We start from the raw sequence: 23,626 nt of genomic DNA on the forward strand, positions 1-23,626 counted from the left end.
ACCGCAAGGAGAAGGTCGATTTCTCCGAGCCCTACATGCGCTCGGAGATGTTCATGCTGGTGCGCGGCGACGAGGACCGGTTTGACGACGCGGCTTCGTTCGCAGCCTTCGAGGATGGTCTGGTCGGCGCGCAGCCGGGCACCACGCCGTTCTATGTGGCGGTCTATGATGTGCTCGATGGCGACGAGCAGAACAAGCGAATCAAGCTGATGGAAACCTTCGGCGCCACCGTGCAGGCGCTCAAGACCGGCGATGTCGACATGGTGCTGACCGACGGCGTCGCGGGCAAGGGCTATGTCGAGGCCTCCGATGGCGGGCTCAAGCTGGTTGGCGGACCGCTGGGCAGCGATGATTTCGGCTTCATCTTCCCCAAGGGCTCGGAGCTTGTGGGTCCGGTCAATGCGGCGGTCGCATCGATGAAGGCCGACGGCACCATCGACGCCATGAACAAGAAGTGGTTCCTCGATTACAAGCTTGGCGATTGATGCCAGTCGAGACGACCATGTTCGATGGAGACAGGCCCGGCGCGCTTGACGGCGTCGCCGGGCTGCACATGGATTATCATGCGTGGGAACGGGGGGCCGGCCTGGCGCTTGGCTTGCCGGAGACTTTCAGCCTGTGACCGTGCCGCCCGGGTCAAACGAGAAAGCCGACTTCCCCTGGTGGCTGGCGCTGGCGGCGGCGATTGCGCTCATTCTCGCCATCCAGATCGCCGTCAACGATCTCTACAGCCAGATTTTCAGGATCGTCTCCAGAGGCGTCGGCATCACCGTGTTCGTCACGCTGGTCGGCTTCGCGCTGGCCACCGCCATCGGCCTTGTGCTGGCAATCATGGGGTTGTCCAAACATCTGCTGCTGCGCCAGATCGCCCGGTTCTACGTCGAGATCATCCGCGGCATCCCGATCCTGGTGCTGTTGTTCTACATCGCCTTTGTTGGCGCACCCGGCTTCGTCGCCGCCTGGAATTTCCTGCTCACACCGCTGATTAAGGCCGGGCTTGCCGATCCGCTCTCGGTGCGCGACGTGTCGCTGCTGTGGCGGGCGATCATCGCGCTGACCATCGGCTATTCCGCCTTCATCTCCGAGGTGTTCCGCGCCGGCATCCTGGCAGTCGACAGCGGCCAGATCGAAGCCGCCAAGGCGCTGGGTCTGACGCCGGTGCAGCGGTTCCGCTTCATCGTGCTGCCGCAGGCGATCCGCACCATCCTGCCGCCGCTGGGCAATGATTTCATCGCCATGATCAAGGATTCGTCGCTGGTCTCGGTGCTGGGTGTCGCCGACCTGACGCAAATGGGCAAGGTCTACGCCTCCGGCTCGTTCCGGTTTTTCGAAACCTACTCGATCGTTGCCTATGTCTATCTGCTCCTGACCGTCGGGCTGTCGCTGGGGCTCAGGGCGCTGGAAAAACGCCTGCGCAATGCCGAGGCCGAGCGGACGGGCGGCAGCGGGTAGGGTCGCGCCGGAGCATCTTTGCATGCCTTGGGGCGATCAACACAGGTGACCGGATCTGTCGCAAACCCCCTCAAATTCAGCTGGAAATTCCGTCGACACGGCAGAAAGCCTGACGTTGCAGCACAAAAATCGCTGCAACTTAGGGGTCTGTTAGCAGACTGTCTGCAGGTTGCCCGGAGATTGACCCTCCAGAGGTGTAGACGTGCCTGAAAAATTTTCCGCCGGACAGTTTGCGACCTGGTTCGTTGTCTTCACCGGCCTGCTTGCACTGGGCACCGTCTTCATCGGCCAGGCCTTGTGGTTCGTGGTTCCGGTGATCGCGGGCAAGGGCTGTGTCAGCGGCGGGATCTGCGGCGGCATGGCTCCGGTGATCGGCCTGTGGCTGCAGCCGTTGCTGCTGCTGGGTGCGGTCCTGGCCGGGACATTCGCGTTCTACCGGCGCGGTCTGGCGCTCGGGTCGCGATGGTGGGCATTGTTGCCGGTGGCCCTGCTTGCGCCGAACCTGCCTGCCCTGCTGGTGCTCGCCAGCCCATGGGGTGTGGATGTGAGCGCTGATCTGCTGGTGTTTCCGCGGTGGAGCCTGTTCGAGCTGACGCCCTTGCTGGCGCTCGGCGTGCTCTTGTGTTTCGATGTTGAACATCTTCCGGGGTTCGGCGGATCGATTGCGCGGACCAGACTGTATCGCAGCATCCCGATCGGACTGCTCTACATCGTCACCAGCATCTGGATCTGCTCGGGCCTGATCCTGACGCTGTCGGCCCATCTGGGCATCCCGGCGGCAACGCTGCACAGCATCCGCGGCATCCTGCATTTCCCGGTCTCGCTTGCCGGCGGCGTGGTGTTCGCGGGGCTGCCGCCCGGCACCGGCAGACCGGATCTGGTTGTGTCGCTGGCAACCCTGATCAACTTGATCGTCTTTCTGGTGCTGGTCTATGCGCTTGCCCTTGACGGGTCGGGCCGCGCCCGCCGCGCCGGCACCCGAATAGCTTTTGATCAGGCCGATGGCGATCACCGGCGCTAGCCGCTGTTCGGTCCCGGCTGCAAATCATCCAATTGCGCCCGGCCGGCATCATCGCCGTTTTCGGATATTTTCCGGCAAAACCCTTGGCGGTGCGGGTGACCGGTCCCACATAGAAGATGACAGTATCGACAAGAACCGCCGAAGGGACTTCCTTATGAAACGCACACTCCTGATTGCCCTGGTGGGCGCGGTTCTGCTTCCCGCAATCGCCTCGGCCGATTCCGATGGCGTCGGGCGCAGGCTCGACGCCATCCAGTCGGGCAGGCTCTATGATCGAATCATGACGCCACAGATGAACCCGAATTTCGAGTTCCAGCCGAATGCCGAGGCGATGTTTCTGCGCGAACTGCGTCAGGGCCGGGTCAATGTCGACAAGGTGCCCGAGGCGCAACTGCGCTATTTCCAGATGCAGCTCGACAATTCCCGGTGACGAGACGCGCGTCTTGCACTTGAATGTGCTTCACTCGCTGGTGCATCCTGCAGCCGCGGCAACCTTGAAAACGGAAAACGACAATGGCTGAATACGGCAATGATGCGCTGGAACAGGTCTATGCCGCCAGGTCCGCCGACGAGCTTAACGCGGCCTACGCGGCCTGGGCCGCCGGCTATGACCGCGACACGCTTGCCTCGGGCTATTGCCTGCCATTCCAGGTGCTGGCCTGGGTGTCGCGCTACGTCAAGCCGGACACCGGGCCGCTGCTCGATGCCGGATGCGGCACCGGATTGTCCGGGCCTTATCTCAAGGCATTGGGATACGGGGCGGTCGAGGGCCTGGATTTTTCCGAAGACATGCTGAAGCTCGCCGGCTCGCGCGGTGCCTATGATGGTCTCAAGCGGGCCACGCTGGGCGAGACGCTTCCCTGGGCGGACAATCATTTCGCCGCCTTCCTGGCCACCGGGGTGTTCACCGAAGGCCATGCGCCGGCATCCAGCTTGACCGAATTGTGCCGGATCACCAGGCCGGGCGGGATCGCGGTGTTCACCGTGCGCGACAAAATTGTCGACAGCGGCGGTTTTGCGGCGGTGATGACCGATCTCGCCGCGCGCGGCGTCTGGCGGCAGATCGAGCAAAGCCCGCCGTTCCGGGCCTTCGCGCTTGATGAGCCCGAGGTGCTGGTCACGGCCTTCGTCTACGAAGTGCTGGCCTGAGCGGGTTTTGAAGTGCCGTCTCCGGTGGCTGTATTGACCGGCGGAGCGGGCTCGCTTCGTTGCATGTCGGCTGCAACCGTATTGGTGATCCATTCGCGGAACGCCCGGATTTTCGGCGTGTTGCGACGGATTACCGGATGCACCAGCCAGATGCCGATGTCATCGCTGCAATGGTGATTGAACGGCGCGACAAGACGGCCAGTGGCAAGGTCTTCGGCAAAATAGATATGGTTGACGCCATGGCCGGCCAGCGCTGCATTGGCGCACAGGTCCTGCTCGACGTAATTGTGCCGCTTGTGAGCTGAAAGGTCAGGCGTATCGACGCCGCTCGTGGCGAACCATTTCAGCCACGATGACTGTTGGGCGCCGATAATGGGCAGGCGCAGCAGGTCTTCGGGTTTTGCAATCCCGCCGCAGGCGCTTGCGGCAAGCGCGGGGCTGAGCATCGGCGCATAGGAAAACCGGCCGAGGAGATGGCATTCGGCATCCGGCCACGGACCGATGCCCCATCTGATGCAGATGTCGGCGGGATCGCGGCTGAAATCGGTGATCGTGGAGACCCTGAGCAGGCGCACCGCAATGGCGGGCCAGTCGAGCTGGAAGCTGCCGAGATTGCGGGCGAGCCAGTGCGAGGCGAAGGTGGGCGAGGAATGGATTTCCAGCGTCTCGTTGGAAACTTCGCTGGCCGAGAGCATGGCTTCTTCGAGCAATTCAAACGCCTTGCCGACATTAGGCAGCATGCGCTCGGCCGCTTCCGTGTTGACGATCTGGCGCGGCTGTCGCAGGAAAAGCCGTTCACCGAGGATGCCTTCCAGCAGCTTGATCTGATAGCTCACCGCGGTTTGTGTCATGCCCAGCTCATCTGCCGCACGGGAAAAACTGCCGTGTCTGGCGACTGCCTCGAACACGCGCAAGGCGTTGAGCGGAAACTTTCTGGACAGTTTCATATAAGTTCTCTTTATGGGTGCAGATTGTAATTTCGTTGGAAAAACAGCCGGTACATCGGCAATCTAACCTCACGATACATTAAAAGGAAATAGCAATGCGCGATGGCAAACCCGCTTCGCGGCGTGGTTTTGCGCTGCGTTGCGGACACGAATTTCTGTGCTGGTTTCTGGCGCTGGCGGGATCCCGCCGCGCGGAGCTGCCGCCCGAAGGAGTGGATGACTGCTTCAGACGTGACATCGGCCTGCCAACGGATGGGCGTATCGGGGTGGGCGACGTCCGCACGGCGTTTTACCGGAAAATGCTCGAAACCGGCCAGCCGCTGGCTTGACCTGACTCTGCTCACCCAACGGCCCAGGCCGGTGCGATAGCAGGAGGAACCGGTCGGCGGTTGCTGCGTTGATGCTGCATGGATGCCTTGCTTGAAGAATTTTCCCGCTCGACGCAGCTGCCCTGGCAGGTGATCGCCGCGCGGCTGCTGCTCGCCACAGGCCTGGGCGGCATCCTCGGTTTCGAGCGCGAGATGGCGCAACGGCCAGCCGGATTTCGGACCCACATGATGATCTCGCTGGCTGCGGCGATGTTCGCTGTCATCACCATCGAAATGACTACCATGCAAATCTTCTCCGGTGACCATATCCGCACCGACCCGTTGCGGCTGGTCGAGGCGATCACCGCCGGCGTGGCATTTCTCGCCGCCGGCACCATCCTGCTGCGGCGCGGCAAGGTGCAGGGCCTGACCACCGGGGCGGGGATGTGGCTGGCGGGCGCCACCGGACTTGCCGCCGGGCTGGGACTCTGGTCGCTGGCTCTGATGGCCTGCCTGTTCGGGGCAATCGTGCTGGCGCTGGTGCGCCGTCTTGAATTCGGGACGGCGCTGAAACAGACCGGGCGTTCGTCAGCGGAGCTGCAAGACGATGCGCCCGGAGGCGAGAGCGAAGCAAGCGGCGGTTAAGCCGGTCCAGATTGCCAAGGTCGACAGATGCTGGTATGAGCCAGAGCATGAAAGCGCTGTTTCAGGATCAGGCCAACAAGACCATTGTGCTGCAGGACGCCAAGCGCCTGCCGGCCAGGTTCTTCGCCTGGATTTCCGGCGTCCGGGCCGGTCGCGCCCGCCTATCGGCCTGAGCCGCACCCGCCTCGCTCACTTTCACACTTCGCCTGTTATCGCCAAGGACTCCACCATGACCGCACCACGCACGACCTACGACAAGATCTGGGATGACCATATCGTCAATCAGCAGGATGACGGCACCTGCCTGCTCTACATCGACCGCCACCTGGTTCATGAAGTGACCAGCCCGCAGGCGTTCGAAGGCTTGCGCACCGCACACCGCAGCGTGCGCGCGCCGGAAAAGACGCTGGCCGTGGTCGATCACAACGTGCCAACCACACCCGACCGGCATGAGGGCATCAAGAACGAGGAAAGCCGCATCCAGGTCGAGGCGCTGGCCACCAACGCCGCCGACTTCGGCGTTGAATATCTCAACGAGAACGACAAGCGTCAGGGCATCGTCCATATCGTCGGTCCGGAGCAGGGCTTCACGCTGCCCGGCACAACCATCGTCTGCGGCGACAGCCACACGTCGACCCATGGCGCATTCGGCGCGCTGGCGCACGGCATCGGCACGTCGGAGGTCGAGCATGTGCTGGCCACCCAGACGCTGATCCAGAAAAAAGCCAAGAACATGCTGGTCGAGGTCAACGGCGAATTGCCCGAAAGCGTCACCGCCAAGGACATCATCCTCGCCATCATCGGCGAAATCGGCACCGCCGGCGGCACCGGCCATGTCATCGAGTTCGCCGGCGAGGCGATCCGCGCCTTGTCGATGGAAGGCCGCATGACGGTGTGCAACATGACCATCGAAGGCGGGGCGCGGGCCGGCCTGATCGCGCCCGACGAGAAGACGTTCGAGTACATCAAGGACCGTCCGCGCTCGCCCAAGGGCAAGGCCTGGGACATGGCGGTCGACTACTGGAAATCGCTGGTCAGCGACGAGGGCGCGCATTACGACAAGATCGTCCGGCTTGATGCCGCCACGCTGCCGCCGATCGTCTCCTGGGGCTCCTCGCCCGAAGACGTGATCACGGTCACCGGTACCGTGCCCAATCCCGACGACATCAAGGACGAAGCCAAGCGGACGTCAAAATGGCGGGCGCTGGATTACATGGGTCTCAAGCCTGGCACCAAAATCACCGACATCACCATCGACCGGGTGTTCATCGGCTCGTGCACCAATGGCCGGATCGAGGATCTGCGCGCCGCGGCCAAGGTGGTCGAGGGCAAGAGCGTCAATGCCAACGTTGAAGCGATGATTGTTCCGGGTTCTGGCCTGGTCAAGGAACAGGCGGAAGCCGAGGGGCTGGACAAGATCTTCCTCGCCGCGGGCTTTGAGTGGCGTGAGCCGGGCTGCTCGATGTGTCTGGCGATGAATGATGACCGGCTGAAGCCGGGCGAACGCTGCGCCTCGACCTCCAACCGCAATTTCGAAGGCCGTCAGGGCTTCAAGGGCCGCACCCATCTGGTCTCGCCTGCAATGGCGGCTGCCGCAGCTGTTGCCGGCCATTTCGTCGACATTCGCGAGTGGAAATAGGTTTTCTCCACTCTGCCTGCCACGCGGGCTGACTGGCTGAAATAGAAGAACCCGACGAGCGATCGGCGGGTTCGTTCGTATGGGTCTGTGCGTGGCGGCGTCAGCTCAGGTGCAGATGCGCCTCGATCGCGGCGGCGATGAAGGCGTGGCGGACCTTGCGGGGGCTGCATCGCCATGGATGACCTCTTCGCATGCCCGTCCGGTGTAGCCCTGTCTCGGGATCATCGATGGTGATCGGAGTATTCCAGGCTGTTGATCGCATGATACTCCCTCCTTGGACTTGGGAGGACAATCCCCGCCCATGGTGCTCACAGGTTACGCTGAACCTGGCAACAGGATTAACCTCCGGCTTCACGGATTCCCAAATATGCCGCAGCTGTGCCGTTGCGGCACAGGTGCGGTAGAATCTTTTGAAGTTTGACTCCGCTGCCGGCCCTTACTGAACGGCTATAGATTGCTTTTTGCCGAGCTTCAGGCGGGGTTTACAACCGGCCTTGAATCTGGCTCGCTTGAACAGAAAGGCAAGAGGGGGCTGAGAATGGGTATTTGCAGAGGCATTTTCACTGGAGTAAGGGCAGCTTCAGCCGCGCTTGCGGTTTGTATCGTGTTTCCCGGATTTGCCGCAGCGTCCGAGGAAGATCAGTTTCCCGCCAGCCAGTTTGGACAAGCGCGTCTAAGCTTTAACCAGTCGCTGGGCGGCAATGATGATTATATCCGCTCGCAGCAGAACGGTGTTTTTGAGCCTCTTGCCGAGTTCAATGAAACCGATGCGTTTCGCGCACGCTCCAGACCTGTCGGGCGATTGTCGATGCTGATTGAAAATTCCGATGGTTCAGAAGGCGTCGGGACCTGCACGGCAACTCTGATTGATGATACCCGCCTGATTACCAATTACCATTGCATTCCGGGCTTTGATGGCACTGTTCTAGAAGCTGTCGTCCATATGGGATATCTGCGTGAAGACCAGGAGCAGGTCGATGTCTATGAGGTCGACATCAATCCGGTCTATGCGGATCGGGACCTTGATTTTGCGGTCCTTGCGGTGCGGGGAGAGCCGGGCAGGACATATGGCCATGTTGAGCTGGATCCCGTCAAAGTCCAGCCCAATGCATCGCTGGTCATCTATCACCATCCTGCGGGATTGCCGCTGCGGCTAACCCGTTTCCGCTGCAAAGCCTACGCTGGAAATCACTACCGCGGCAGTGAGTTCCGCCACCGTTGCGATACCCTCGGCGGAAGCTCCGGTTCGCTTATTTTTAACAATGACCATAAAGTGGTGGCCCTGCACCATTCAGGCGGGCTGACCGGCGACGCCAACTCTTCGTTCAACAGCGGCACAGCAATTGCGGCCATCCTGGCTCGGCTTGGATCATCCGGCACTGCTGTTTCTCCAGCAGACCAACCAGTTGCTCAAGATAGGCCGGTGTCATTGCCCGCAGGGGCGTCAACCGCAATGCCTTACGTGATCGCGTCGGTTCCCCGGCCGATTTCTGAAAACAAGCTCAATGTGCGTTTTGGCGCTGGCCTAAGCCACGAAATTATCGGATCGATTCCCGCAGGCGTTGTTGATGTCGTTGTATTTCCCGCCACTTGCCATCAGGCTGTTGACGGGCGGACGAGGAAACCGTGGTGCCAGATCGACTGGCGCGGGCTGAAAGGTTGGGCGTCGATCAGCGGACTAAAATGGTAATGCCGCCGTTCCGCGCGCATTTTCCATGCGAGCCTTCCTATGGCCGGATGACGCAGACGCCGCTGTTACCGCAGCCGCCGCGATTCTGGTCGACGATAATCACTTTCGGGTTGGGCTTCTTGGTCTTCCTGGCGCCGCCGGTTTTGCGCTTGATGTAAACCCTGACCTCGTCCTCATCGCGCCTGATCTTGCTGCTGGGCGGCGTCGGGACCGTGTCCAGATCCAGCTTTGCCGGCGATGTCGAGCGCGAGCGGCGGCGGTCTTGCTTGTCGATAATGATGATGGTGACGTCGTCGCGGTCCCGGAGCAACCTGGATTTGGCAGACGGCATCTGCAGTTCGGTGGCGCCGGCGGGGGCGGCAAAAGTAGCGCCGATCCCGACCATCGCGCCGATGCCAAGCGTCAGTGCCATGCGGGACGCGAACTTGCCGGCGATGGCGCGGCCGGTTGCGCGACTGGCCGTATGAGAGGCAAACTTGGTGATCATGGCGTGGTCCTCTTGGTTGCCGCGGCCTGGCGGGGTGTCGAGGCAGCGAGCATCGCAGGCGAAATCGGCACTATTGTGTCGCAGGGCGGGCTGCAAGTCACCCACCGGCTTCGGCAATTGCTTGTTAACCTTAAGACCCGGCGGTGCGGCTTGCGGCTTGCGACTTTCGGCAGGCTTGACCATGAGCGAAGTTTCGACGAAACATGCCGGCCATGAACACGCCAGACAAAATCGACATTTCGCTGTTGCGCCTCAACGATGCGCATCATTTCTCACCGCTACTCGCCGCCTATGTGCAGTCGCTCAAGCGCGGCGCGCCGCGCCGGCCGGATGATTATTACGCCGAAACGCTGTTGCAGGACCGTGTTGCCCAAATCTTCGGGGCGCGGCTCGATAGCGAACTGGTCGGATTCGTCGTATTTTACGATTTGCCCGATCCGGTCACCGGCATGCGGGTCGGCCAGGTCGATCATCTTTATGTCAGTCACCTGCACCGCAACATGGGCATTGCCCAGGCAATGATTGACATGCTGGTGGAGGAAGGCGACGCGCACGGCTGGGAGCGAATCATTCTCAATGCGCCGCGGCTGCCCGAGGAGGGCCGCAAGCTCTACGAAAAGATCGCCACCAAGGCGGATTTTTCCAGTTGGGAAATACGTTTCGATCAGTCGAACTGATTGATTTCATCGCTCGGCCAGACTTCGCCAGCGGCGATAGCCCGGTTTGAAACGATTGAACCGCCGGCTTGACCGATCATGCCGATGGGTTTTCGACCAAAGGCTTGGCATGAAACACAAACCGGGCTTTGACGCGGTGCACATAAGACACTAAAACGCTGTCACGGCCACCGGCCCCGCCTTGCGGAACCTGTCTGTGGCATTCCTTGAGGGAAAGAAGGACAAGGTCCCTATGACCAATGTTTCACAGAACCGGCCACTGTCGCCGCATCTGACCATCTACAAGCAAATTCCGACCATGGTGATGTCGATCGTGCACCGGGTCACCGGCATGGCGCTGTATGCAGGCACACTGCTGGTCGCCTGGTGGCTGGTGGCGGCGGCGTCGGGCGAGGCCTATTTTGAATGGGTGAACGGCATATTCGGCTCGTTTCTCGGACGGCTTGTGCTGTTCGGCTACACCTGGGCGCTTGTGCACCATATGCTTGGCGGCATCCGACACTTCATCTGGGATACCGGTCGCGGCTTCGATCCGCAGACCTCGACCAAGATGGCGTGGGCGACACTTGCCGGCTCGATCATCCTGACGATCCTGATCTGGATCGCCGGTTATGCGGCCCGCTTCTAGGAGACAGAGAGCCATGGACACAAAAAACATGCGGACGCCACTCTCGAAGGTGCGCGGGCTCGGATCGGCCAGGGAAGGCACTGATCATTTCTGGCGTCAGCGGCTGACGGCGGTGGCCAATGTGCCGCTGATCGGGTTCTTCATCCTGTTCATCATCGCCTACAATGGCGAACCCTACGCGGTGGTGGTGGGCGCGCTGTCCAACCCGCTGGTCGCGGTGCTGCTGGGGCTGGTGGTGATTTCGGGCGTCATTCACATGAAGCTCGGCATGCAGATGATCATCGAGGACTATGTTCATGCCGAGGGCATGAAAATCAGCCTTCTGATCCTCAACACTTTCTTTGCAATCGCAGTGGGCGCCGTGTCGCTGTTTGCGGTTCTCAAACTCGGCTTCGGAGGCTGACAGACCATGGTAATGACGTCGAGCGTCAACATTGGCGGACGCGACTACACGATTGTCGATCACTCTTATGACGTGGTTGTGGTTGGGGCCGGCGGCGCCGGCCTGCGTGCAACTCTCGGCATGGCCGAACAGGGGTTTCGCACCGCCTGCATCTCCAAGGTGTTCCCCACCCGCTCGCACACGGTTGCAGCACAGGGCGGCATCGCGGCCTCGCTGACCAATATGACGCCCGACAGCTGGCAGTGGCACATGTATGACACCGTCAAGGGCTCTGACTGGCTCGGCGATGTCGACGCCATGCAGTATCTGACCATGGAAGCGCCCAAGGCGGTCTATGAGCTCGAGCATTACGGCGTACCGTTCTCGCGCACCGAGGATGGCCGTATCTACCAGCGCCCGTTCGGCGGGCACATGCAGAATTACGGCGAAGGCCCTCCGGTGCAGCGCACCTGTGCCGCGGCCGACCGTACCGGCCACGCCATCCTGCACACGCTTTATGGCCAGTCGCTCAAGCACAATGCCGAATTCTTCATCGAGTATTTCGCGCTCGATCTGTTGATGGAAGAGGATGGCCGCTGCACCGGTGTGGTGGCCTGGAATCTTGACGACGGCACCATTCACCGCTTCTCCGCCAAGATGGTGGTGCTTGCCACCGGCGGTTACGGCCGGGCTTATTTCTCGGCAACATCGGCGCACACCTGTACCGGCGACGGCAACGGCATGATTGCGCGTGCCGGCCTGCCGCTTCAGGACATGGAGTTCGTGCAGTTCCACCCGACCGGAATCTACGGCGCAGGCTGCCTGATCACCGAGGGGGCGCGTGGCGAAGGCGGCTATCTGGTCAATTCAGAAGGCGAGCGCTTCATGGAACGCTATGCGCCGTCTGCCAAGGACCTGGCTTCACGTGATGTTGTCTCGCGCTGCATGACCATGGAGATCCGTGAGGGTCGCGGCGTCGGCAAGGCCAATGACCACATTTACCTGCATCTCGATCACCTTGATCCGGCGGTGCTCAATGAGCGGCTTCCGGGCATCTCGGAAAGCGCCAAGATCTTCGCCGGCGTCGACGTCACCCGCGAGCCGATCCCGGTCTTGCCGACGGTGCATTACAACATGGGCGGTATCCCGACCAATTACTGGGGTGAAGTGCTCAACCCGACCACCGAAGCGCCTGACCGGGTGACGCCGGGCCTGATGGCGGTCGGTGAAGCCGGCTGCGCATCGGTACACGGCGCCAACCGTCTCGGCTCGAACTCGCTGATCGATCTGGTGGTGTTCGGCCGCGCCGCAGCTATCCGCGCTGGCGAAGTGATTGATCGCGCGTCGCCGGTCCCCGGCGTCAACGAAGCATCGTTTGCAAGGATCATGACCCGGTTTGACCGGCTGCGCCATGCTGACGGCCCGACACCGACGGCGGACCTGCGCGAAAAGATGCAGCGCGCCATGCAGGAAGACGCCGCTGTGTTCCGCACCCAGGAATCGCTCGAATCGGGTTGCAAACGGATCTCGCAGATCTGGACCGAACTGGCGGATGTGAAGGTCACCGACCGGTCGCTGATCTGGAATTCGGATCTGATGGAAACGCTGGAGCTGGAAAACCTGATGGCCTGCGCCATCACCACGGTGCATGGCGCGGAAGCCCGCAAGGAAAGCCGCGGCAGCCACGCCCGCGAAGACTATGTCGGTGGCCCGTTCGGCGGACGCGACGACGAGAACTGGCGCAAGCACACGCTGGCCTGGGTGGACGACAAGGGCGCGGTCACACTCGACTACCGCCCGGTCCACACCGACCTCATCGCCGAAGGCATCGATCTTGCAAAGATCGCGCCCAAGGCGCGCGTGTATTGATAGGGAACAGAGACCATGGTTGAACTCACACTCCCGAAGAATTCGCAGCCCAAGGCCGGCAAGGTATGGCCGAAGCCGCAAGGTGCGAAGAACACCCGCGAATTCAAGATTTACCGCTGGTCGCCGGATGATGCCGAGAACCCGCGCATCGACACGTTCCACATCGACACCGACGATTGCGGGCCGATGGTGCTCGACGGGTTGTTGTGGATCAAGAACAAGATCGACGCGACGCTGACGCTCAGGCGCTCCTGCCGCGAGGGCATCTGCGGCTCCTGCGCGATGAACATCGACGGCACCAACACGCTGGCCTGCACCAAGGGTCTCGACGAGATTGACGGCGCGGTGAAGGTCTATCCGCTGCCGCATCTGCCGGTGGTCAAGGATCTGGTGCCGGACCTGACCAATTTCTACGCCCAGCACCGCTCGATCGAGCCGTGGCTGAAGACGGTATCGCCGACGCCGGCGAAGGAATGGAAGCAGAGCCACGAAGACCGGGCCAAGCTCGATGGTCTCTACGAGTGCATCCTGTGCGCCTGCTGCTCGACCTCGTGCCCGAGCTACTGGTGGAACGGCGACCGCTATCTCGGCCCCGCCGTGCTGCTGCAGGCCTATCGCTGGCTGATCGATTCGCGCGATGAAGCCACCGGCGAGCGGCTCGACAATCTCGAGGATCCGTTCCGGCTCTATCGCTGCCACACCATCATGAACTGCACCCAGACCTGCCCCAAGGGCCTGAATCCGGCAAAGGCGATTGCCGAAATCAAGAAGATGATGGTCGAGCGCCGGGTGTAGGCCCGGCCGAGATAAGACGCTGTAAAGGGGGGGCTCAGGCTCCCCTTTTTTGTCCGAATGTGACTGGAGACCTGCGTCTCCTGATCTCCCCCCTTGCGGGGGAGATGTCGGCCTAGCCGACAGAGGGGGTAAGCAAGGCAAGTTCAGAGCGGGCGGGGTCACCCCCCTCTGTCACTTCGTGACATCTCCCCCGCAAGGGGGGAGATTGAGGAACTCCGAGTCCACCTACCCCAGTGCTTGCGCCAGATCGGCGATCAGGTCGCCCGCATCCTCGATGCCGACCGAGACGCGGATCAGGCTTTCGGGAATGCCGGTGTGGGGTTCGATGGTGTGGCGGTGCTCGACCAGGCTTTCGACGCCGCCGAGTGATGTGGCGCGGTGAAACAGTTTGAGCTTGCCGACAACGGCCAATGCTTCCGCCGCGCCGCCCTTGACCAGGAACGAGAACAGGCAACCGAAACCGCCCCGCATCTGCCGGGTGGCGATGTCATGGCCGGGGTGGCTGGAAAGGCCGGGATAATAGACTTCGGCCACTTTCGGATGCTTGCTCAGATAGTCGGCGATCTCCAGCGTCGAGCGGCACATGCGCTCCATTCTGAGCGGCAAGGTGCGCATGCCGCGCAGCAAGAGCCAGGCTTCGAACGGACCGATCACCGCACCGGCGTCGTGGCGGTCGGCCTTGATGTCGGTCCAGATTTTGGCAGCCGGGGCAGACGTGGCCAGAACGCCTGCCAGCACATCGGAATGGCCGTTGATCGCCTTGGTGGCCGAATGCATGACGATATCGGCGCCAAGCTCGAGCGGTTGCTGCAATATCGGGGTGGCGGCGGTGGAATCGACCGCCAGCAAGCCGCCGGCCTGGTGGGCGCATTTCGCCGCATGGGCGATGTCGACGGTCTTCAACCAGGGGTTTGACGGCGTTTCGATGAAGACCAGATCAGGGGTGTGGTCCGCACAGGCCTGTTCAAGTGCGGCCGGATCGGCGGCATCGACCTCATGCAGGGCGATCTGGCGGCGGGCGGAAAAATCGCGCAGCCATTTGGTCGTGCCCCAGTAGATCCCGGATTGCATGACAATGGTGGCGCCATTGGGCAGGGTGCGGAACAGCGCCGCGATTGCCGCCATGCCGGAGGGAAACAGCAGCGCCTCCTCGGCGTTCTCCAATCGCGCCAGCACGTTCTCTGCGATGCGGACAATGTCGGAATTGTCGCGCAGGTAGATGTTGTCGGGATTGACCAGCGCATAGTCCTCGTCGCGGACAAAAGTGGTCGAGGGCTGCATCGGCGGCACGGCGCCGCCGCTCGTGGTGTCGATGGCGCCGCCGGCCTGGGCTGCGATGGTGGAAGGCTTGAGATCGTTGGGGAGAGTCATGCGGCGTCATCTTTCCCTGGCAAATCCGCCAGATTTCCGGACCGGAACATCCGGGCTTTGCTGGTGTCTATGACGTCCAAAGTCAAATTTCAATGTTCTCCCGAACAGGCCCGAACGGCGGCTTCAACCTGGCTGGAGAACGACCACGACGTTGCCCTTTTTTGCCGGACTTTCAAAATATGTGTGGGCCTCGACCATTTTCCCGAAAGGGAAGCGCCGGTCAATATGCGGCCTGAACCGTTCGTTTGCGGCAAGCTCGGCGAGGTAGCGCAGATCTTCGGCGCGTTCCGGCGCATAGCCGCCGGATGCCTTGCGGCCGCCGGTCTTGCGGGCAGCAAGGGTGCCGAGCAATTGCCAGAGATTGGCCGAGACCAGAAGCAGCCTGCCGCCGGGCTTCAGTGCCGCGCCATATTTTGCATAGGTTGCGGTGCCGCTGGTGTCGAGAATGATGTCGTAGGCATCTGTTGCGCTGGCGGCATTGTCCCTGGTGTAGTCCAGCACGGTGTCCGCACCAAGCGCGCGAACCATGTCGAGGCCGGCGCTGGAGGCAACCCCGGTGACATGCGCGCCGAAGGATTTGGCCACCTGCACCGCAGCGCTGCCGACGCCACCCGCCGCGCCGATAATCAGCACCCGGTCGCCGGATTCGATGCCGCCCTTGTCACGCAGAAAGTTGAGCGCTGTCGCGCCACCGAAGGATATTGCCACTGCCTCGTCAAGATCGAGATTGCCGGGCACATGGGCAATCGCGGCATTCTGGCTGATGGTGGCATAGTCGGCATAGCCGCCAAAGCCAGCGCCGGGATAGGCAAACACCCGGTCGCCCGGCTTGAAGCGCGTGACGCTGCTGCCCACCTGTTCAACCACGCCGGCGAACTCGGTGCCCAGCACTTGCCGGCGCGGGCGGAACAGCCCGAACACCAGTCTCCCGATCAAGCCGAAACCCGGCGGCATGTCGAGACTGCGGGCGCGATAGTCGCCCGAGGTGACGCTGGTGGCGTGAATGCGGACCAGTATCTCGTCCTGTGCCGGAACAGGTTTGGCGAGGTCAGCCCGGGTGAGGACGCTGGGTGGCCCGTAGCTGGAATAGATGATGGCTTCCATGATCGATGTCTCCGATTAATGCGGAAACCATAATCATGCGAAGAAGCAGAAGAAATTGACCAAATACGCCGATATGATATGCGTTTATGCATGGATTGGAGAGCTGTCAATTTCGACTGGAACCGGGCGCGGGCGTTTCTGGTCACCGCCGAGGAAGGGTCGCTGTCGGCGGCGGCGCGGGCGCTGGGGATGGCGCAGCCGACATTGGGGCGTCAGGTCTCGGCACTGGAACAGGAACTTGGCGTGGCGCTGTTCGAGCGGGTGGGGCGCGGGTTGACACTGACACCGAGCGGGCTCGACCTGATGGATCATGTCCGCGGCATGGGCGAGGCGGCGGCGCGGATGTCGCTTGCCGCGTCGGGCAAGGCGCAGGCCATCGAGGGCACAGTGTCGATCAGCGCCAGCGAAGTCGATGCGGCCTTCCGGCTGCCGGCCATCATCGGAAAACTCAGGCAGATGGCGCCGGGGATCGATGTCGAGATCGTCGCCACCAATTCCGAGAGCGATCTGAGGCGGCGCGAGGCCGACATCGCCATCCGCAATTACCGGCCAACCCAGCCCAATCTGGTGGCCCGCAAGATCCGTGACATTGACGGCCGGATATACGCGACGCTCGGCTACCTCGAAAGCATCGGCAATCCGCAGACCCCGCAAGCCCTGTCCGGCGCGGATTTCATCGGGTTTAACCGCTCGGGCGAATTCATTGCCGCAATGACGCGGTTCGGGTTGACGCTGACGGCGAAGAATTTCCCGATCCTGTCGGAAAGCCATCTGGTGCAGTGGAGTCATGTGCGGCAAGGGCTTGGCATCGGCATCATGACAAGTGATATCGGTGACGCCGAGCCCGCCGTGGTTCAGGTGCTGCCGGATGTTGATCCGATCGTGATCCCGGTCTGGCTGGTCACGCACCGGGAAGTCCACACCAGCCGGCGGGTGCGACTGGTGTTTGATCTTGTTGCCAGCGAACTTGGCCGCCATGAACGGCCGGAGCAAACCGCATACAGGGACCGGTTGGTGGAAGACGGTGGGGGCGCGCAATAACCGGCGGCGCGTGGCCCGGACAGGGACCCGTTGCCAGCGCGGGAAAACCGCTCGGTCTGCATAAGAAACATAGCGCGGTACCCGCTTTGAGCCCTATCAGCGATGGCTTGCAATCTGCTAGGCTCGTCGCATGATCGAGGTGCTCAAGAACCCTGCCTATGCCCGCCTGTTTGCGGCCCAGGTGATTGCCCTGACCGGCACTGGCCTGCTCACCGTGGGGCTTGGCCTGCTCGCCTACGATCTGGCGGGCAATCAGGCCGGAGCGGTGCTGGGAACCGTCTTCGCCATCAAGATGATCGCCTATGTCGGGTTGGCGCCTGTCGCCAATGCGCTGGCCGGGCGCTGGTCGCGCAAGCGGGTGTTGATTGCAGCCGACATTGTCCGCGCGCTGGTTGCGCTGATGCTGCCGTTCATCGATGCGATATGGCAGATATACGCCTTGATTTTCGTGCTGCAGGCAGCTTCGGCCACTTTCACGCCGGCGTTCCAGGCGATCATTCCCGACATTTTGAGCGACGAGCGCGATTACACCAGGGCGTTATCACTGTCGCGGCTGGCCTATGATCTGGAGAACCTGCTGAGCCCGGCGCTGGCGGCTCTGCTGCTGGCCTTCATCAGCTATCACTGGTTGTTCGGCTTCACGGTGCTGGGCTTCGTCGGATCGGCGTTGCTGGTGTTGGGCACCGACATCGGCTTGTCTGGTGCCGTTGCGAAAGCACGTCCGTTTCTCGATCGCCTGACCCGAGGCATAAGAATATATGTTGCCACGCCCCGGCTAAGGGGTCTGCTGGCGCTCAATCTCACGGCTGCGGCGGCCGGCGCCTTTGTTCTGGTCAACACCGTTGTCGTGGTTCGCGGCTCGTATGGCGCGGGTGACACGGAAGTCGCTCTGGCATTGGCAGCCTTCGGCGGAGGGTCGATGCTTGCCGCCCTTGCGTTGCCAGGATTGCTCGACACGCTTGCCGACCGGAAGGTCATGGTGGCAGCGGGATTGCTGCTGGCCGGTCTGACGCTGGCTCACGCATTGTATCAGATGCTGTATGGCCTGCCGTTCTGGGGCGTGTTTCTTCTGGTCTGGGGGATCAGCGGCATGTGTTATGCGGCAATCCTGACGCCATCCGGCCGTATGTTGCGCAACTCGTCGCATGCGGAAGACCGGCCGGCCCTGTTCGCGGCGCAATTCACCCTGTCGCATGTCTGCTGGCTGATCACCTATCCGATCGCCGGCTGGGCAGGCAGCACGCTTGGTCTTGCCGAAGCCATGGCGGTTCTCGGTGTGATCGCCTTCGCCGGGGTGGTCGCCGCTATCGCGGTCTGGCCGGCGGACGACACGCTGGTGGTGGAACATGACCATGCCGATCTGCCGCCCGATCATCCCCATCTGCGCGACAATCCGGCACCGGGCCCGGCTCCAGGCCCGGCGTCGGGTGTGCGCCATCGCCATGTCTTCGTCATTGATGACGAGCACCGGGTCTGGCCGTCGCACGGATAGCCGTTACCTGCCGCCGGTTTGACCGCAATCAAATCCGTCTGCCGCTCGTGCTGCTAGGTGTGGCTTCCGAGATCAGCAGAAAAGGGAAACTTACATGGCCGAGACCAACTGGATGTCCTTCATCGATCAGTCCAATGCGCGCATGGCGGCGCTGCGCAAGGCAATGCCCGAGCAATCAAAGGGATTCGGGCAATTGGCGCAGGCGGCGATCGCGCCGGGCGCTCTTGATTCCAAGACCAAGGAACTGATTGCGCTGGCCATAGGCATCACCGCGCGCTGCGATGGCTGCCTCGCCTTTCACGCCAAGGCAGCACGCAAATACGGCGCCACCCGCGAGGAGATTATCGAGACCATCGGCGTGGCGGTCTATATGGGCGGAGGCCCGTCGATGATCTACGGCGCCGAGGCGCTGGATGTGTTTGACGCGGTTGGCTGAATCTCCGGCTTCTGGCCTGACAGGGCTGAACCTGGTCGAAGCGGGTGTTGCGGCGCTCACGGCTTTGTGCGGAAGCGTGTGTTGAGAAATGCGCGGCCTGAGCTAGGTATCCGCTGACACAGGAGATCATCATGCTAAGATTGCTGCTTTCATCCGCGTTTATGACCATTGCCCTGACAGCCATTCCGGCCAGTGCGGGAGACACCAAGGTGGCGATTTTCGCCGGTGGCTGCTTCTGGTGCGTGGAAAAGGATTTCGACCACGTCAAAGGCGTCACCGAAACCATCTCGGGCTATATCGGCGGCAAAAAGGACAACCCAACCTACAAAACCCACGTTGCCAATGGCGACCGGGAAGCGGTTCAGATCAGGTATGATGCGTCAGTCGTGACCTATTCGGACCTGCTCAGGACGTTCTTCCGGACCGTCGACCCGACCGATGATGGCGGCCAGTTCTGTGATCGCGGTCACAGCTACACCACCGCCATCTACACCTTGAATGAAGATCAGGCAGCCCAGGCCGAAGCAGCCAGGGCGGAAGCCGAAAAGACGCTGGGCAGGACGGTGGTCACCGGCATTGAACCGGCCGCGACGTTCTGGCCGGCGGAAGACTACCATCAGGATTTTTACGAGAAGAGCCCGGTTCGCTACACCTACTACCGCCGCGCCTGCGGCCGCGACGCGGCGGTGAAAACACTTTGGGGCGGACAAGCCTATTCCGGCCTCGACAAATAGCGGCCGTTCTCGCGCCGGCATTGACATCATCACAGCCCTGGCCAAGTCTCGATCCGGTGGGCTGATCGGGAACGGGAGAGCATGATGGCAATGAAACGCAGCAAGGAGCCGTGGATGCCGGCGGAAGATTTCGGCCGCTCGCTGCCGCGCGGAATTGGCGTCAATCTGCTGGTCAGCGACATGCAGGCCGAACTCGCCTTCTGTCGTGATTGTCTCGGCGCCATGATTCTCGACAGCGACGAGGATTTCGCGGCGCTGGAAGTCTGTGGCTCGGTGTTCATGCTGCATGCCGATCACGCCTATGCCAGCCATCCCCTGTCAGGCATTGTCGCAGGGTCCGAAACCCGCGGCGCCGGTGTAGAGATCCGGATCTACGGGCTTGACCCTGACAAGGCGGAATCACGGGCCAGGGCGCGTGGCGACCATGTGTTGGCGGGAAGTCTCGACAAGCCGCACGGGTTGCGCGAATGTTTCATCGTCGATCCGCATGGCTATGTCTGGGTGCCCGGAAAGCAGATCCGCAGGTGACAAAAATGCCGCAACCCCGGAAATTGGAAGGAATCCATGTCGGATTTTCGCCTGACTGGCCATGTACAGGCAACTGTGTGCCTTGCAATTACCATTCTATAACCATTTTATGCATTTTAATGGGACGAACAGCGAAGCCTGTGTTTCGCCTAACCGGAGCTTACTTATGAAGATGCAAACCTTGCTGATCGCTGCCGCCGTTGCCGCGGTACTTGGCGGATGTCAGCGGACATCATTCGGCGGCATGAACACCCAGCAGCAGCCGGCACCCTTGATGCCGGCGCCGGTTGGTGGCGTGCAGTCAGGCCAGCTCCCGCCTCCCGGCATGGGCACCGGCGCAAATTCGGCAACGGCCTTTCCCGAGGCGCCGACAACTCCGACTGAGACCACCGCACCGCAGGTGGCGAGCGCCAATGCTCCCGAATTGACGCGTGAAGCGCTGATCGGCCGTTGGTCGGCGGGCACCGGGGGAACCACCTGTGATGTGTTCCTGTCGCTGACCAAATGGACCGGCGGCTATCGCGCCGCCTCGCGCGGCTGTGTCGGCAATGCTGCCGCGATCTCGGCGTGGGATGTGCAGGGCAAACAGGTGATCCTGGCCGATTCGAGCGGTAACCAGGTTGCGCGGCTCTACCAGTCGGCCAACGAGCGCTATGACGGGTCGACCGCAACCGGTCAGCCGATCTCGCTTTCCCGCTAAGATAAAGGCGCGTCGCCCTGCGGCGCGATAGGCTCGCGTGATGAGCTGGAAGAAACTCGATACCGTTGCGAGCGCCTATGAGTCACGGGTCGCAAGCGGCGAATTTTCTCACGATGCCGAACAGGTGAAACTGGCCCGGCGGCTCGATACATTGCTCGACGAGCTCTCCAGCAAGCGGCTTGCCACCAAGTCGAGCGCGCTCGGCTGGATGTTCGCGCGCCGGCAAAAATCCAACAAGCCACCGCGCGGGATTTATGTCTTCGGCGAGGTCGGGCGTGGCAAGACCATGCTGATGGACATGTTCTTCGAGCTGGTTCCGGCCAGGCGCAAGCGGCGGGCGCATTTCCACGACTTCATGGCCGATGCCCATGCCCGTATCCATGCCCATCGCCAGAAGCTCAAGAATGGCGAAACAAAGGAAACCGATCCTGTGCCGCCAGTGGCGGAACAGTTGATCGGCGAGGCGTGGGTGCTGTGCTTTGACGAGTTTTCGGTCACCGACATCGCCGACGCGATGCTGTTGTCGCGGCTGTTTGAGCAATTGTTCAAGCGTGGCTGCGTGCTGGTGGCGACTTCCAATGTCGAGCCCGGTCAGCTTTACCGCGACGGGCTGAACCGGCAATTGTTCCTGCCCTTCATCGCGCTGCTCAAGGATCATGTCGATGTCATCGACCTCGATGCGCGCACCGATTACCGGATGGAGACCACAACCCGGCTGCCGGTCTATCATCGCCTGGGCCAAGGCGAGAGCGACGACCTCATGGATCTGGCCTGGAAGCAGGTCACTGCCGGCAAGCTTGCAGCACCCGACCACATCCGGGTCAGGGGTCGCGAGGTGGATGTGCCGCAGGCAGGCGGGGGCGCCGCGCGGTTCAGCTTCGCCGATCTGTGCGAGGCGCCGCTCGGGGCGGCCGATTATGCGGCGATATCGAAGCGCTATCATACGGTGTTTGTCGAGGGGGTGCCGGTGATGAACCAGGCTCAACGCAATGCCGCCAAGCGGTTCATCATCCTCATCGACACGCTGTATGACCGCAAGAACCGGTTGTTCATCTCGGCGGAAGCCGATCCGGATGGCCTGTATCAGGGCTCGTCCGGGACCGAGAGTTTTGAATTCGCCCGCACCGCCTCGCGGCTCAACGAAATGCAAAGTGCCGCCTATCTGGAGGCGAGCCGCGCCGGCCAAGCTGCGAAAGCGACTGACGGGCAATGATAACTTTGACGTTTACGTAAGAATTTTAAAAGCTAACCGATTGAAAATCCTGGTATCGAAAGTTTGAGTTGCGAGTTTCCATGATACCGTCTATTCGAAATGCCGAAATCGGGGCCGGGCGCGAGCTTGGGTTCCTCAGCACAACGACCTGCGGAGATTTTCGATATGGCGCGCAATAAGATTGCATTGATTGGTTCAGGCATGATCGGCGGCACGCTCGCCCATCTGGCCGGTTTGAAGGAACTGGGCGACGTCGTCCTGTTCGATATTGCCGAGGGCACACCGCAGGGCAAGGCGCTCGATATCGCCCAGTCGGCTCCGGTCGAAGGTTTCGACGCGCGCATGTCCGGCGCCAATGATTACTCCGCGATCGAAGGCGCCGATGTCTGCATCGTCACCGCCGGTGTCGCCCGCAAGCCGGGCATGAGCCGCGACGATCTGCTGGGCATCAATTTGAAAGTGATGGAACAGGTCGGCGCGGGCATTAAGAAATATGCTCCCGACGCTTTCGTCATCTGCATCACCAACCCGCTCGACGCGATGGTCTGGGCGCTGCAGAAATTCTCGGGCCTTCCGAAGAACAAGGTTGTCGGCATGGCCGGCGTGCTCGATTCGAGCCGCTTCCGGCATTTCCTCGCCGAGGAATTCAATGTCTCGATCGAAGACGTCACAGCCTTCGTGCTTGGCGGCCACGGCGACACCATGGTTCCGCTGGCGCGTTACTCGACGGTTGCCGGCATTCCGCTTCCCGATCTGATCAAGATGGGCTGGACCACCAAGGAAAAGCTCGAGGAGATCATCCAGCGCACCCGTGATGGCGGCGCAGAGATCGTCAAGCTGCTGAAGACCGGCTCGGCCTATTACGCGCCGGCTTCCTCGGCAATCCTGATGGCTGAATGCTACCTCAAGGACAAGAAGCGGGTTCTGCCCTGCGCCGCCCACCTGTCGGGCCAGTATGGCGTGAAAGACATGTATGTCGGTGTGCCTTGCGTCATCGGCGCTGGCGGTATCGAGCGGGTCATCGAGATCGAGCTCAACAAGACCGAACAGAAGGCCTTCGACAAATCGGTGGAATCGGTCGCGGGGCTTTGCGAAGCCTGCATCGCCATTGCCCCGAACCTGAAGTAAGCGCGGCCTGCCCGCTCCCTCAATCCAGGAGTTCCCATGAACATCCATGAATACCAGGCCAAGGCCCTTTTGAAGGGTTTTGGAGCGCCGGTGGCCGAAGGGGTCGCCATCTTCTCTGCCGACGAGGCGGAAGCGGCGGCGAAGTCGCTGCCAGGTCCGCTTTATGTGGTCAAGAGCCAGATCCATGCCG

The 23,626-nt window shown here is 61.7% G+C and carries 29 protein-coding genes; 24 read left to right on the top strand and 5 right to left on the bottom strand.

Annotated features, from left to right (window positions below; translation table 11 throughout):
• The 5 genes from ABJN75_RS21840 to ABJN75_RS21860 all read left to right on the top strand — a co-directional run.
• Positions 1–485 (top strand): transporter substrate-binding domain-containing protein (locus ABJN75_RS21840; RefSeq protein ID WP_348441732.1); only part of this gene is annotated, 485 nt, incomplete at its 5' end.
• Positions 486–624: 139 nt separating this feature from the next.
• Positions 625–1,452 carry an amino acid ABC transporter permease gene (locus ABJN75_RS21845; RefSeq protein ID WP_348441758.1) on the top strand — a complete coding sequence of 276 codons (828 nt, stop codon included), beginning with the start codon at positions 625–627 and terminating at the stop codon, positions 1,450–1,452.
• 202 nt (positions 1,453–1,654) lie between these two features.
• Positions 1,655–2,473, top strand: coding sequence for a hypothetical protein (locus ABJN75_RS21850; protein ID WP_348441733.1), 819 nt, complete (start codon positions 1,655–1,657; stop codon positions 2,471–2,473).
• A 154-nt stretch (positions 2,474–2,627) separates the two neighbouring features.
• The gene (locus tag ABJN75_RS21855; RefSeq protein WP_348441734.1) at positions 2,628–2,903 is read left to right on the top strand and encodes a hypothetical protein; all 276 of its coding nucleotides are present in this window, start codon (positions 2,628–2,630) and stop codon (positions 2,901–2,903) included.
• A gap of 83 nt (positions 2,904–2,986) precedes the next feature.
• Positions 2,987–3,622, top strand: coding sequence for a class I SAM-dependent methyltransferase (locus ABJN75_RS21860; protein WP_348441735.1), 636 nt, complete (start codon positions 2,987–2,989; stop codon positions 3,620–3,622).
• On the opposite strand, the gene ABJN75_RS21865 is transcribed toward ABJN75_RS21860, so the two are convergent.
• The gene (locus tag ABJN75_RS21865) at positions 3,604–4,569 is read right to left on the bottom strand and encodes a LysR substrate-binding domain-containing protein (protein ID WP_348441736.1); all 966 of its coding nucleotides are present in this window, start codon (positions 4,567–4,569) and stop codon (positions 3,604–3,606) included. The two genes, ABJN75_RS21860 and ABJN75_RS21865, sit on opposite strands and share 19 nt — an antisense overlap.
• Positions 4,570–4,664: 95 nt before the next feature.
• On the opposite strand from ABJN75_RS21865, the gene ABJN75_RS21870 reads away from it, so the two are divergent.
• From ABJN75_RS21870 to leuC, 4 genes are all read left to right on the top strand, one after another.
• Complete coding sequence (locus tag ABJN75_RS21870) at positions 4,665–4,898, top strand: hypothetical protein (protein WP_348441737.1); 234 nt, start codon at positions 4,665–4,667, stop codon at positions 4,896–4,898.
• Between the two features lie 78 nt (positions 4,899–4,976).
• Positions 4,977–5,522 carry an MgtC/SapB family protein gene (locus tag ABJN75_RS21875; RefSeq protein WP_348441738.1) on the top strand — a complete coding sequence of 182 codons (546 nt, stop codon included), beginning with the start codon at positions 4,977–4,979 and terminating at the stop codon, positions 5,520–5,522.
• Positions 5,523–5,569: 47 nt separating this feature from the next.
• Entirely contained in the window at positions 5,570–5,695 is a 126-nt protein-coding gene (locus tag ABJN75_RS21880; RefSeq protein WP_348441761.1) for a hypothetical protein, read from the top strand.
• 56 nt (positions 5,696–5,751) lie between these two features.
• Positions 5,752–7,161 carry a 3-isopropylmalate dehydratase large subunit gene (gene leuC, locus ABJN75_RS21885; protein WP_348441739.1) on the top strand — a complete coding sequence of 470 codons (1,410 nt, stop codon included), beginning with the start codon at positions 5,752–5,754 and terminating at the stop codon, positions 7,159–7,161.
• 100 nt (positions 7,162–7,261) lie between these two features.
• On the opposite strand, the gene ABJN75_RS21890 is transcribed toward leuC, so the two are convergent.
• Positions 7,262–7,423: a hypothetical protein gene (locus tag ABJN75_RS21890; RefSeq protein ID WP_348441740.1), complete on the bottom strand. Its 162-nt coding sequence runs from the start codon at positions 7,421–7,423 to the stop codon at positions 7,262–7,264.
• Positions 7,424–7,615: 192 nt separating this feature from the next.
• Between ABJN75_RS21890 and ABJN75_RS21895 the strand changes: the two genes are divergently transcribed.
• Complete coding sequence (locus ABJN75_RS21895) at positions 7,616–8,851, top strand: trypsin-like peptidase domain-containing protein (protein WP_348441742.1); 1,236 nt, start codon at positions 7,616–7,618, stop codon at positions 8,849–8,851.
• 37 nt (positions 8,852–8,888) lie between these two features.
• Here the strand turns inward: ABJN75_RS21895 and ABJN75_RS21900 are convergent, their stop codons facing one another.
• Positions 8,889–9,338, bottom strand: coding sequence for a hypothetical protein (locus ABJN75_RS21900; protein ID WP_348441743.1), 450 nt, complete (start codon positions 9,336–9,338; stop codon positions 8,889–8,891).
• Between the two features lie 212 nt (positions 9,339–9,550).
• Between ABJN75_RS21900 and ABJN75_RS21905 the strand changes: the two genes are divergently transcribed.
• The 5 genes from ABJN75_RS21905 to ABJN75_RS21925 all read left to right on the top strand — a co-directional run bounded on the left by ABJN75_RS21905 (position 9,551) and on the right by ABJN75_RS21925 (position 13,689).
• On the top strand, positions 9,551–10,015 hold the full coding sequence (locus ABJN75_RS21905) for a GNAT family N-acetyltransferase (RefSeq protein ID WP_348441744.1): 465 nt from the start codon (positions 9,551–9,553) through the stop codon (positions 10,013–10,015).
• A 232-nt stretch (positions 10,016–10,247) separates the two neighbouring features.
• Positions 10,248–10,643, top strand: coding sequence for a succinate dehydrogenase, cytochrome b556 subunit (gene sdhC, locus ABJN75_RS21910; protein ID WP_348441745.1), 396 nt, complete (start codon positions 10,248–10,250; stop codon positions 10,641–10,643).
• 13 nt (positions 10,644–10,656) lie between these two features.
• Positions 10,657–11,046: a succinate dehydrogenase, hydrophobic membrane anchor protein gene (gene sdhD / locus ABJN75_RS21915; RefSeq protein ID WP_348441746.1), complete on the top strand. Its 390-nt coding sequence runs from the start codon at positions 10,657–10,659 to the stop codon at positions 11,044–11,046.
• A gap of 12 nt (positions 11,047–11,058) precedes the next feature.
• Entirely contained in the window at positions 11,059–12,894 is a 1,836-nt protein-coding gene (gene sdhA / locus ABJN75_RS21920; RefSeq protein ID WP_348441759.1) for a succinate dehydrogenase flavoprotein subunit, read from the top strand.
• Between the two features lie 15 nt (positions 12,895–12,909).
• Complete coding sequence (locus ABJN75_RS21925; protein ID WP_348441747.1) at positions 12,910–13,689, top strand: succinate dehydrogenase iron-sulfur subunit; 780 nt, start codon at positions 12,910–12,912, stop codon at positions 13,687–13,689.
• Between the two features lie 225 nt (positions 13,690–13,914).
• On the opposite strand, the gene ABJN75_RS21930 is transcribed toward ABJN75_RS21925, so the two are convergent.
• Both ABJN75_RS21930 and ABJN75_RS21935 read right to left on the bottom strand, forming a co-directional pair.
• Positions 13,915–15,060 (bottom strand): aminotransferase class I/II-fold pyridoxal phosphate-dependent enzyme, encoded by a 1,146-nt coding sequence (locus ABJN75_RS21930; protein WP_348441748.1) that lies wholly within the window; start codon positions 15,058–15,060, stop codon positions 13,915–13,917.
• 123 nt (positions 15,061–15,183) lie between these two features.
• Entirely contained in the window at positions 15,184–16,164 is a 981-nt protein-coding gene (locus ABJN75_RS21935; RefSeq protein ID WP_348441749.1) for an NAD(P)-dependent alcohol dehydrogenase, read from the bottom strand.
• A 90-nt stretch (positions 16,165–16,254) separates the two neighbouring features.
• Here ABJN75_RS21935 and ABJN75_RS21940 point away from each other — a divergent pair, with 90 nt between their 5' ends.
• The 9 genes from ABJN75_RS21940 to ABJN75_RS21980 all read left to right on the top strand — a co-directional run.
• Entirely contained in the window at positions 16,255–17,205 is a 951-nt protein-coding gene (locus ABJN75_RS21940) for a LysR family transcriptional regulator (protein ID WP_348441750.1), read from the top strand.
• Positions 17,206–17,335: 130 nt separating this feature from the next.
• Positions 17,336–18,697: an MFS transporter gene (locus tag ABJN75_RS21945; protein WP_348441751.1), complete on the top strand. Its 1,362-nt coding sequence runs from the start codon at positions 17,336–17,338 to the stop codon at positions 18,695–18,697.
• 94 nt (positions 18,698–18,791) lie between these two features.
• The gene (locus tag ABJN75_RS21950) at positions 18,792–19,133 is read left to right on the top strand and encodes a carboxymuconolactone decarboxylase family protein (protein WP_348441752.1); all 342 of its coding nucleotides are present in this window, start codon (positions 18,792–18,794) and stop codon (positions 19,131–19,133) included.
• Between the two features lie 131 nt (positions 19,134–19,264).
• Positions 19,265–19,867, top strand: coding sequence for a peptide-methionine (S)-S-oxide reductase MsrA (msrA, locus tag ABJN75_RS21955; RefSeq protein ID WP_348441753.1), 603 nt, complete (start codon positions 19,265–19,267; stop codon positions 19,865–19,867).
• Between the two features lie 90 nt (positions 19,868–19,957).
• Complete coding sequence (locus ABJN75_RS21960; RefSeq protein ID WP_348441754.1) at positions 19,958–20,395, top strand: hypothetical protein; 438 nt, start codon at positions 19,958–19,960, stop codon at positions 20,393–20,395.
• 166 nt (positions 20,396–20,561) lie between these two features.
• Positions 20,562–21,095 (top strand): protease inhibitor Inh/omp19 family protein, encoded by a 534-nt coding sequence (locus tag ABJN75_RS21965; RefSeq protein ID WP_348441755.1) that lies wholly within the window; start codon positions 20,562–20,564, stop codon positions 21,093–21,095.
• A 40-nt stretch (positions 21,096–21,135) separates the two neighbouring features.
• Positions 21,136–22,308: a cell division protein ZapE gene (zapE, locus tag ABJN75_RS21970; RefSeq protein ID WP_348441756.1), complete on the top strand. Its 1,173-nt coding sequence runs from the start codon at positions 21,136–21,138 to the stop codon at positions 22,306–22,308.
• A 165-nt stretch (positions 22,309–22,473) separates the two neighbouring features.
• A complete protein-coding gene (gene mdh / locus ABJN75_RS21975; protein WP_348441757.1) occupies positions 22,474–23,436 on the top strand; it encodes a malate dehydrogenase in 963 nt (320 codons plus the stop codon).
• Positions 23,437–23,472: 36 nt separating this feature from the next.
• The coding region (locus ABJN75_RS21980; RefSeq protein WP_348441760.1) for an ATP-grasp domain-containing protein at positions 23,473–23,626 on the top strand (154 nt) is incomplete at its 3' end.

This window comes from Hoeflea sp. (assembly GCF_039975035.1).
In the GTDB taxonomy this organism is placed as follows: domain Bacteria; phylum Pseudomonadota; class Alphaproteobacteria; order Rhizobiales; family Rhizobiaceae; genus Hoeflea.

What these genes read in the sequence shown, in the direction of transcription:
- ABJN75_RS21855 (WP_348441734.1), top strand. Translation starts at nt 2,628, where the DNA reads ATGAAACGCACACTCCTGATTGCCCTGGTGGGCGCGGTTCTGCTTCCC.
- ABJN75_RS21860 (WP_348441735.1), top strand. Translation starts at nt 2,987, where the DNA reads ATGGCTGAATACGGCAATGATGCGCTGGAACAGGTCTATGCCGCCAGG.
- ABJN75_RS21865 (WP_348441736.1), bottom strand. Translation starts at nt 4,569, where the DNA reads ATGAAACTGTCCAGAAAGTTTCCGCTCAACGCCTTGCGCGTGTTCGAG.
- ABJN75_RS21870 (WP_348441737.1), top strand. Translation starts at nt 4,665, where the DNA reads ATGCGCGATGGCAAACCCGCTTCGCGGCGTGGTTTTGCGCTGCGTTGC.
- ABJN75_RS21875 (WP_348441738.1), top strand. Translation starts at nt 4,977, where the DNA reads ATGGATGCCTTGCTTGAAGAATTTTCCCGCTCGACGCAGCTGCCCTGG.
- ABJN75_RS21880 (WP_348441761.1), top strand. Translation starts at nt 5,570, where the DNA reads ATGAAAGCGCTGTTTCAGGATCAGGCCAACAAGACCATTGTGCTGCAG.
- leuC (WP_348441739.1), top strand. Translation starts at nt 5,752, where the DNA reads ATGACCGCACCACGCACGACCTACGACAAGATCTGGGATGACCATATC.
- ABJN75_RS21890 (WP_348441740.1), bottom strand. Translation starts at nt 7,423, where the DNA reads ATGCGATCAACAGCCTGGAATACTCCGATCACCATCGATGATCCCGAG.
- ABJN75_RS21900 (WP_348441743.1), bottom strand. Translation starts at nt 9,338, where the DNA reads ATGATCACCAAGTTTGCCTCTCATACGGCCAGTCGCGCAACCGGCCGC.
- ABJN75_RS21905 (WP_348441744.1), top strand. Translation starts at nt 9,551, where the DNA reads ATGAACACGCCAGACAAAATCGACATTTCGCTGTTGCGCCTCAACGAT.
- sdhC (WP_348441745.1), top strand. Translation starts at nt 10,248, where the DNA reads ATGACCAATGTTTCACAGAACCGGCCACTGTCGCCGCATCTGACCATC.
- sdhD (WP_348441746.1), top strand. Translation starts at nt 10,657, where the DNA reads ATGGACACAAAAAACATGCGGACGCCACTCTCGAAGGTGCGCGGGCTC.
- sdhA (WP_348441759.1), top strand. Translation starts at nt 11,059, where the DNA reads ATGACGTCGAGCGTCAACATTGGCGGACGCGACTACACGATTGTCGAT.
- ABJN75_RS21925 (WP_348441747.1), top strand. Translation starts at nt 12,910, where the DNA reads ATGGTTGAACTCACACTCCCGAAGAATTCGCAGCCCAAGGCCGGCAAG.
- ABJN75_RS21930 (WP_348441748.1), bottom strand. Translation starts at nt 15,060, where the DNA reads ATGACTCTCCCCAACGATCTCAAGCCTTCCACCATCGCAGCCCAGGCC.
- ABJN75_RS21935 (WP_348441749.1), bottom strand. Translation starts at nt 16,164, where the DNA reads ATGGAAGCCATCATCTATTCCAGCTACGGGCCACCCAGCGTCCTCACC.
- ABJN75_RS21940 (WP_348441750.1), top strand. Translation starts at nt 16,255, where the DNA reads ATGGATTGGAGAGCTGTCAATTTCGACTGGAACCGGGCGCGGGCGTTT.
- ABJN75_RS21945 (WP_348441751.1), top strand. Translation starts at nt 17,336, where the DNA reads ATGATCGAGGTGCTCAAGAACCCTGCCTATGCCCGCCTGTTTGCGGCC.
- ABJN75_RS21950 (WP_348441752.1), top strand. Translation starts at nt 18,792, where the DNA reads ATGGCCGAGACCAACTGGATGTCCTTCATCGATCAGTCCAATGCGCGC.
- msrA (WP_348441753.1), top strand. Translation starts at nt 19,265, where the DNA reads ATGCTAAGATTGCTGCTTTCATCCGCGTTTATGACCATTGCCCTGACA.
- ABJN75_RS21960 (WP_348441754.1), top strand. Translation starts at nt 19,958, where the DNA reads ATGAAACGCAGCAAGGAGCCGTGGATGCCGGCGGAAGATTTCGGCCGC.
- ABJN75_RS21965 (WP_348441755.1), top strand. Translation starts at nt 20,562, where the DNA reads ATGAAGATGCAAACCTTGCTGATCGCTGCCGCCGTTGCCGCGGTACTT.
- zapE (WP_348441756.1), top strand. Translation starts at nt 21,136, where the DNA reads ATGAGCTGGAAGAAACTCGATACCGTTGCGAGCGCCTATGAGTCACGG.
- mdh (WP_348441757.1), top strand. Translation starts at nt 22,474, where the DNA reads ATGGCGCGCAATAAGATTGCATTGATTGGTTCAGGCATGATCGGCGGC.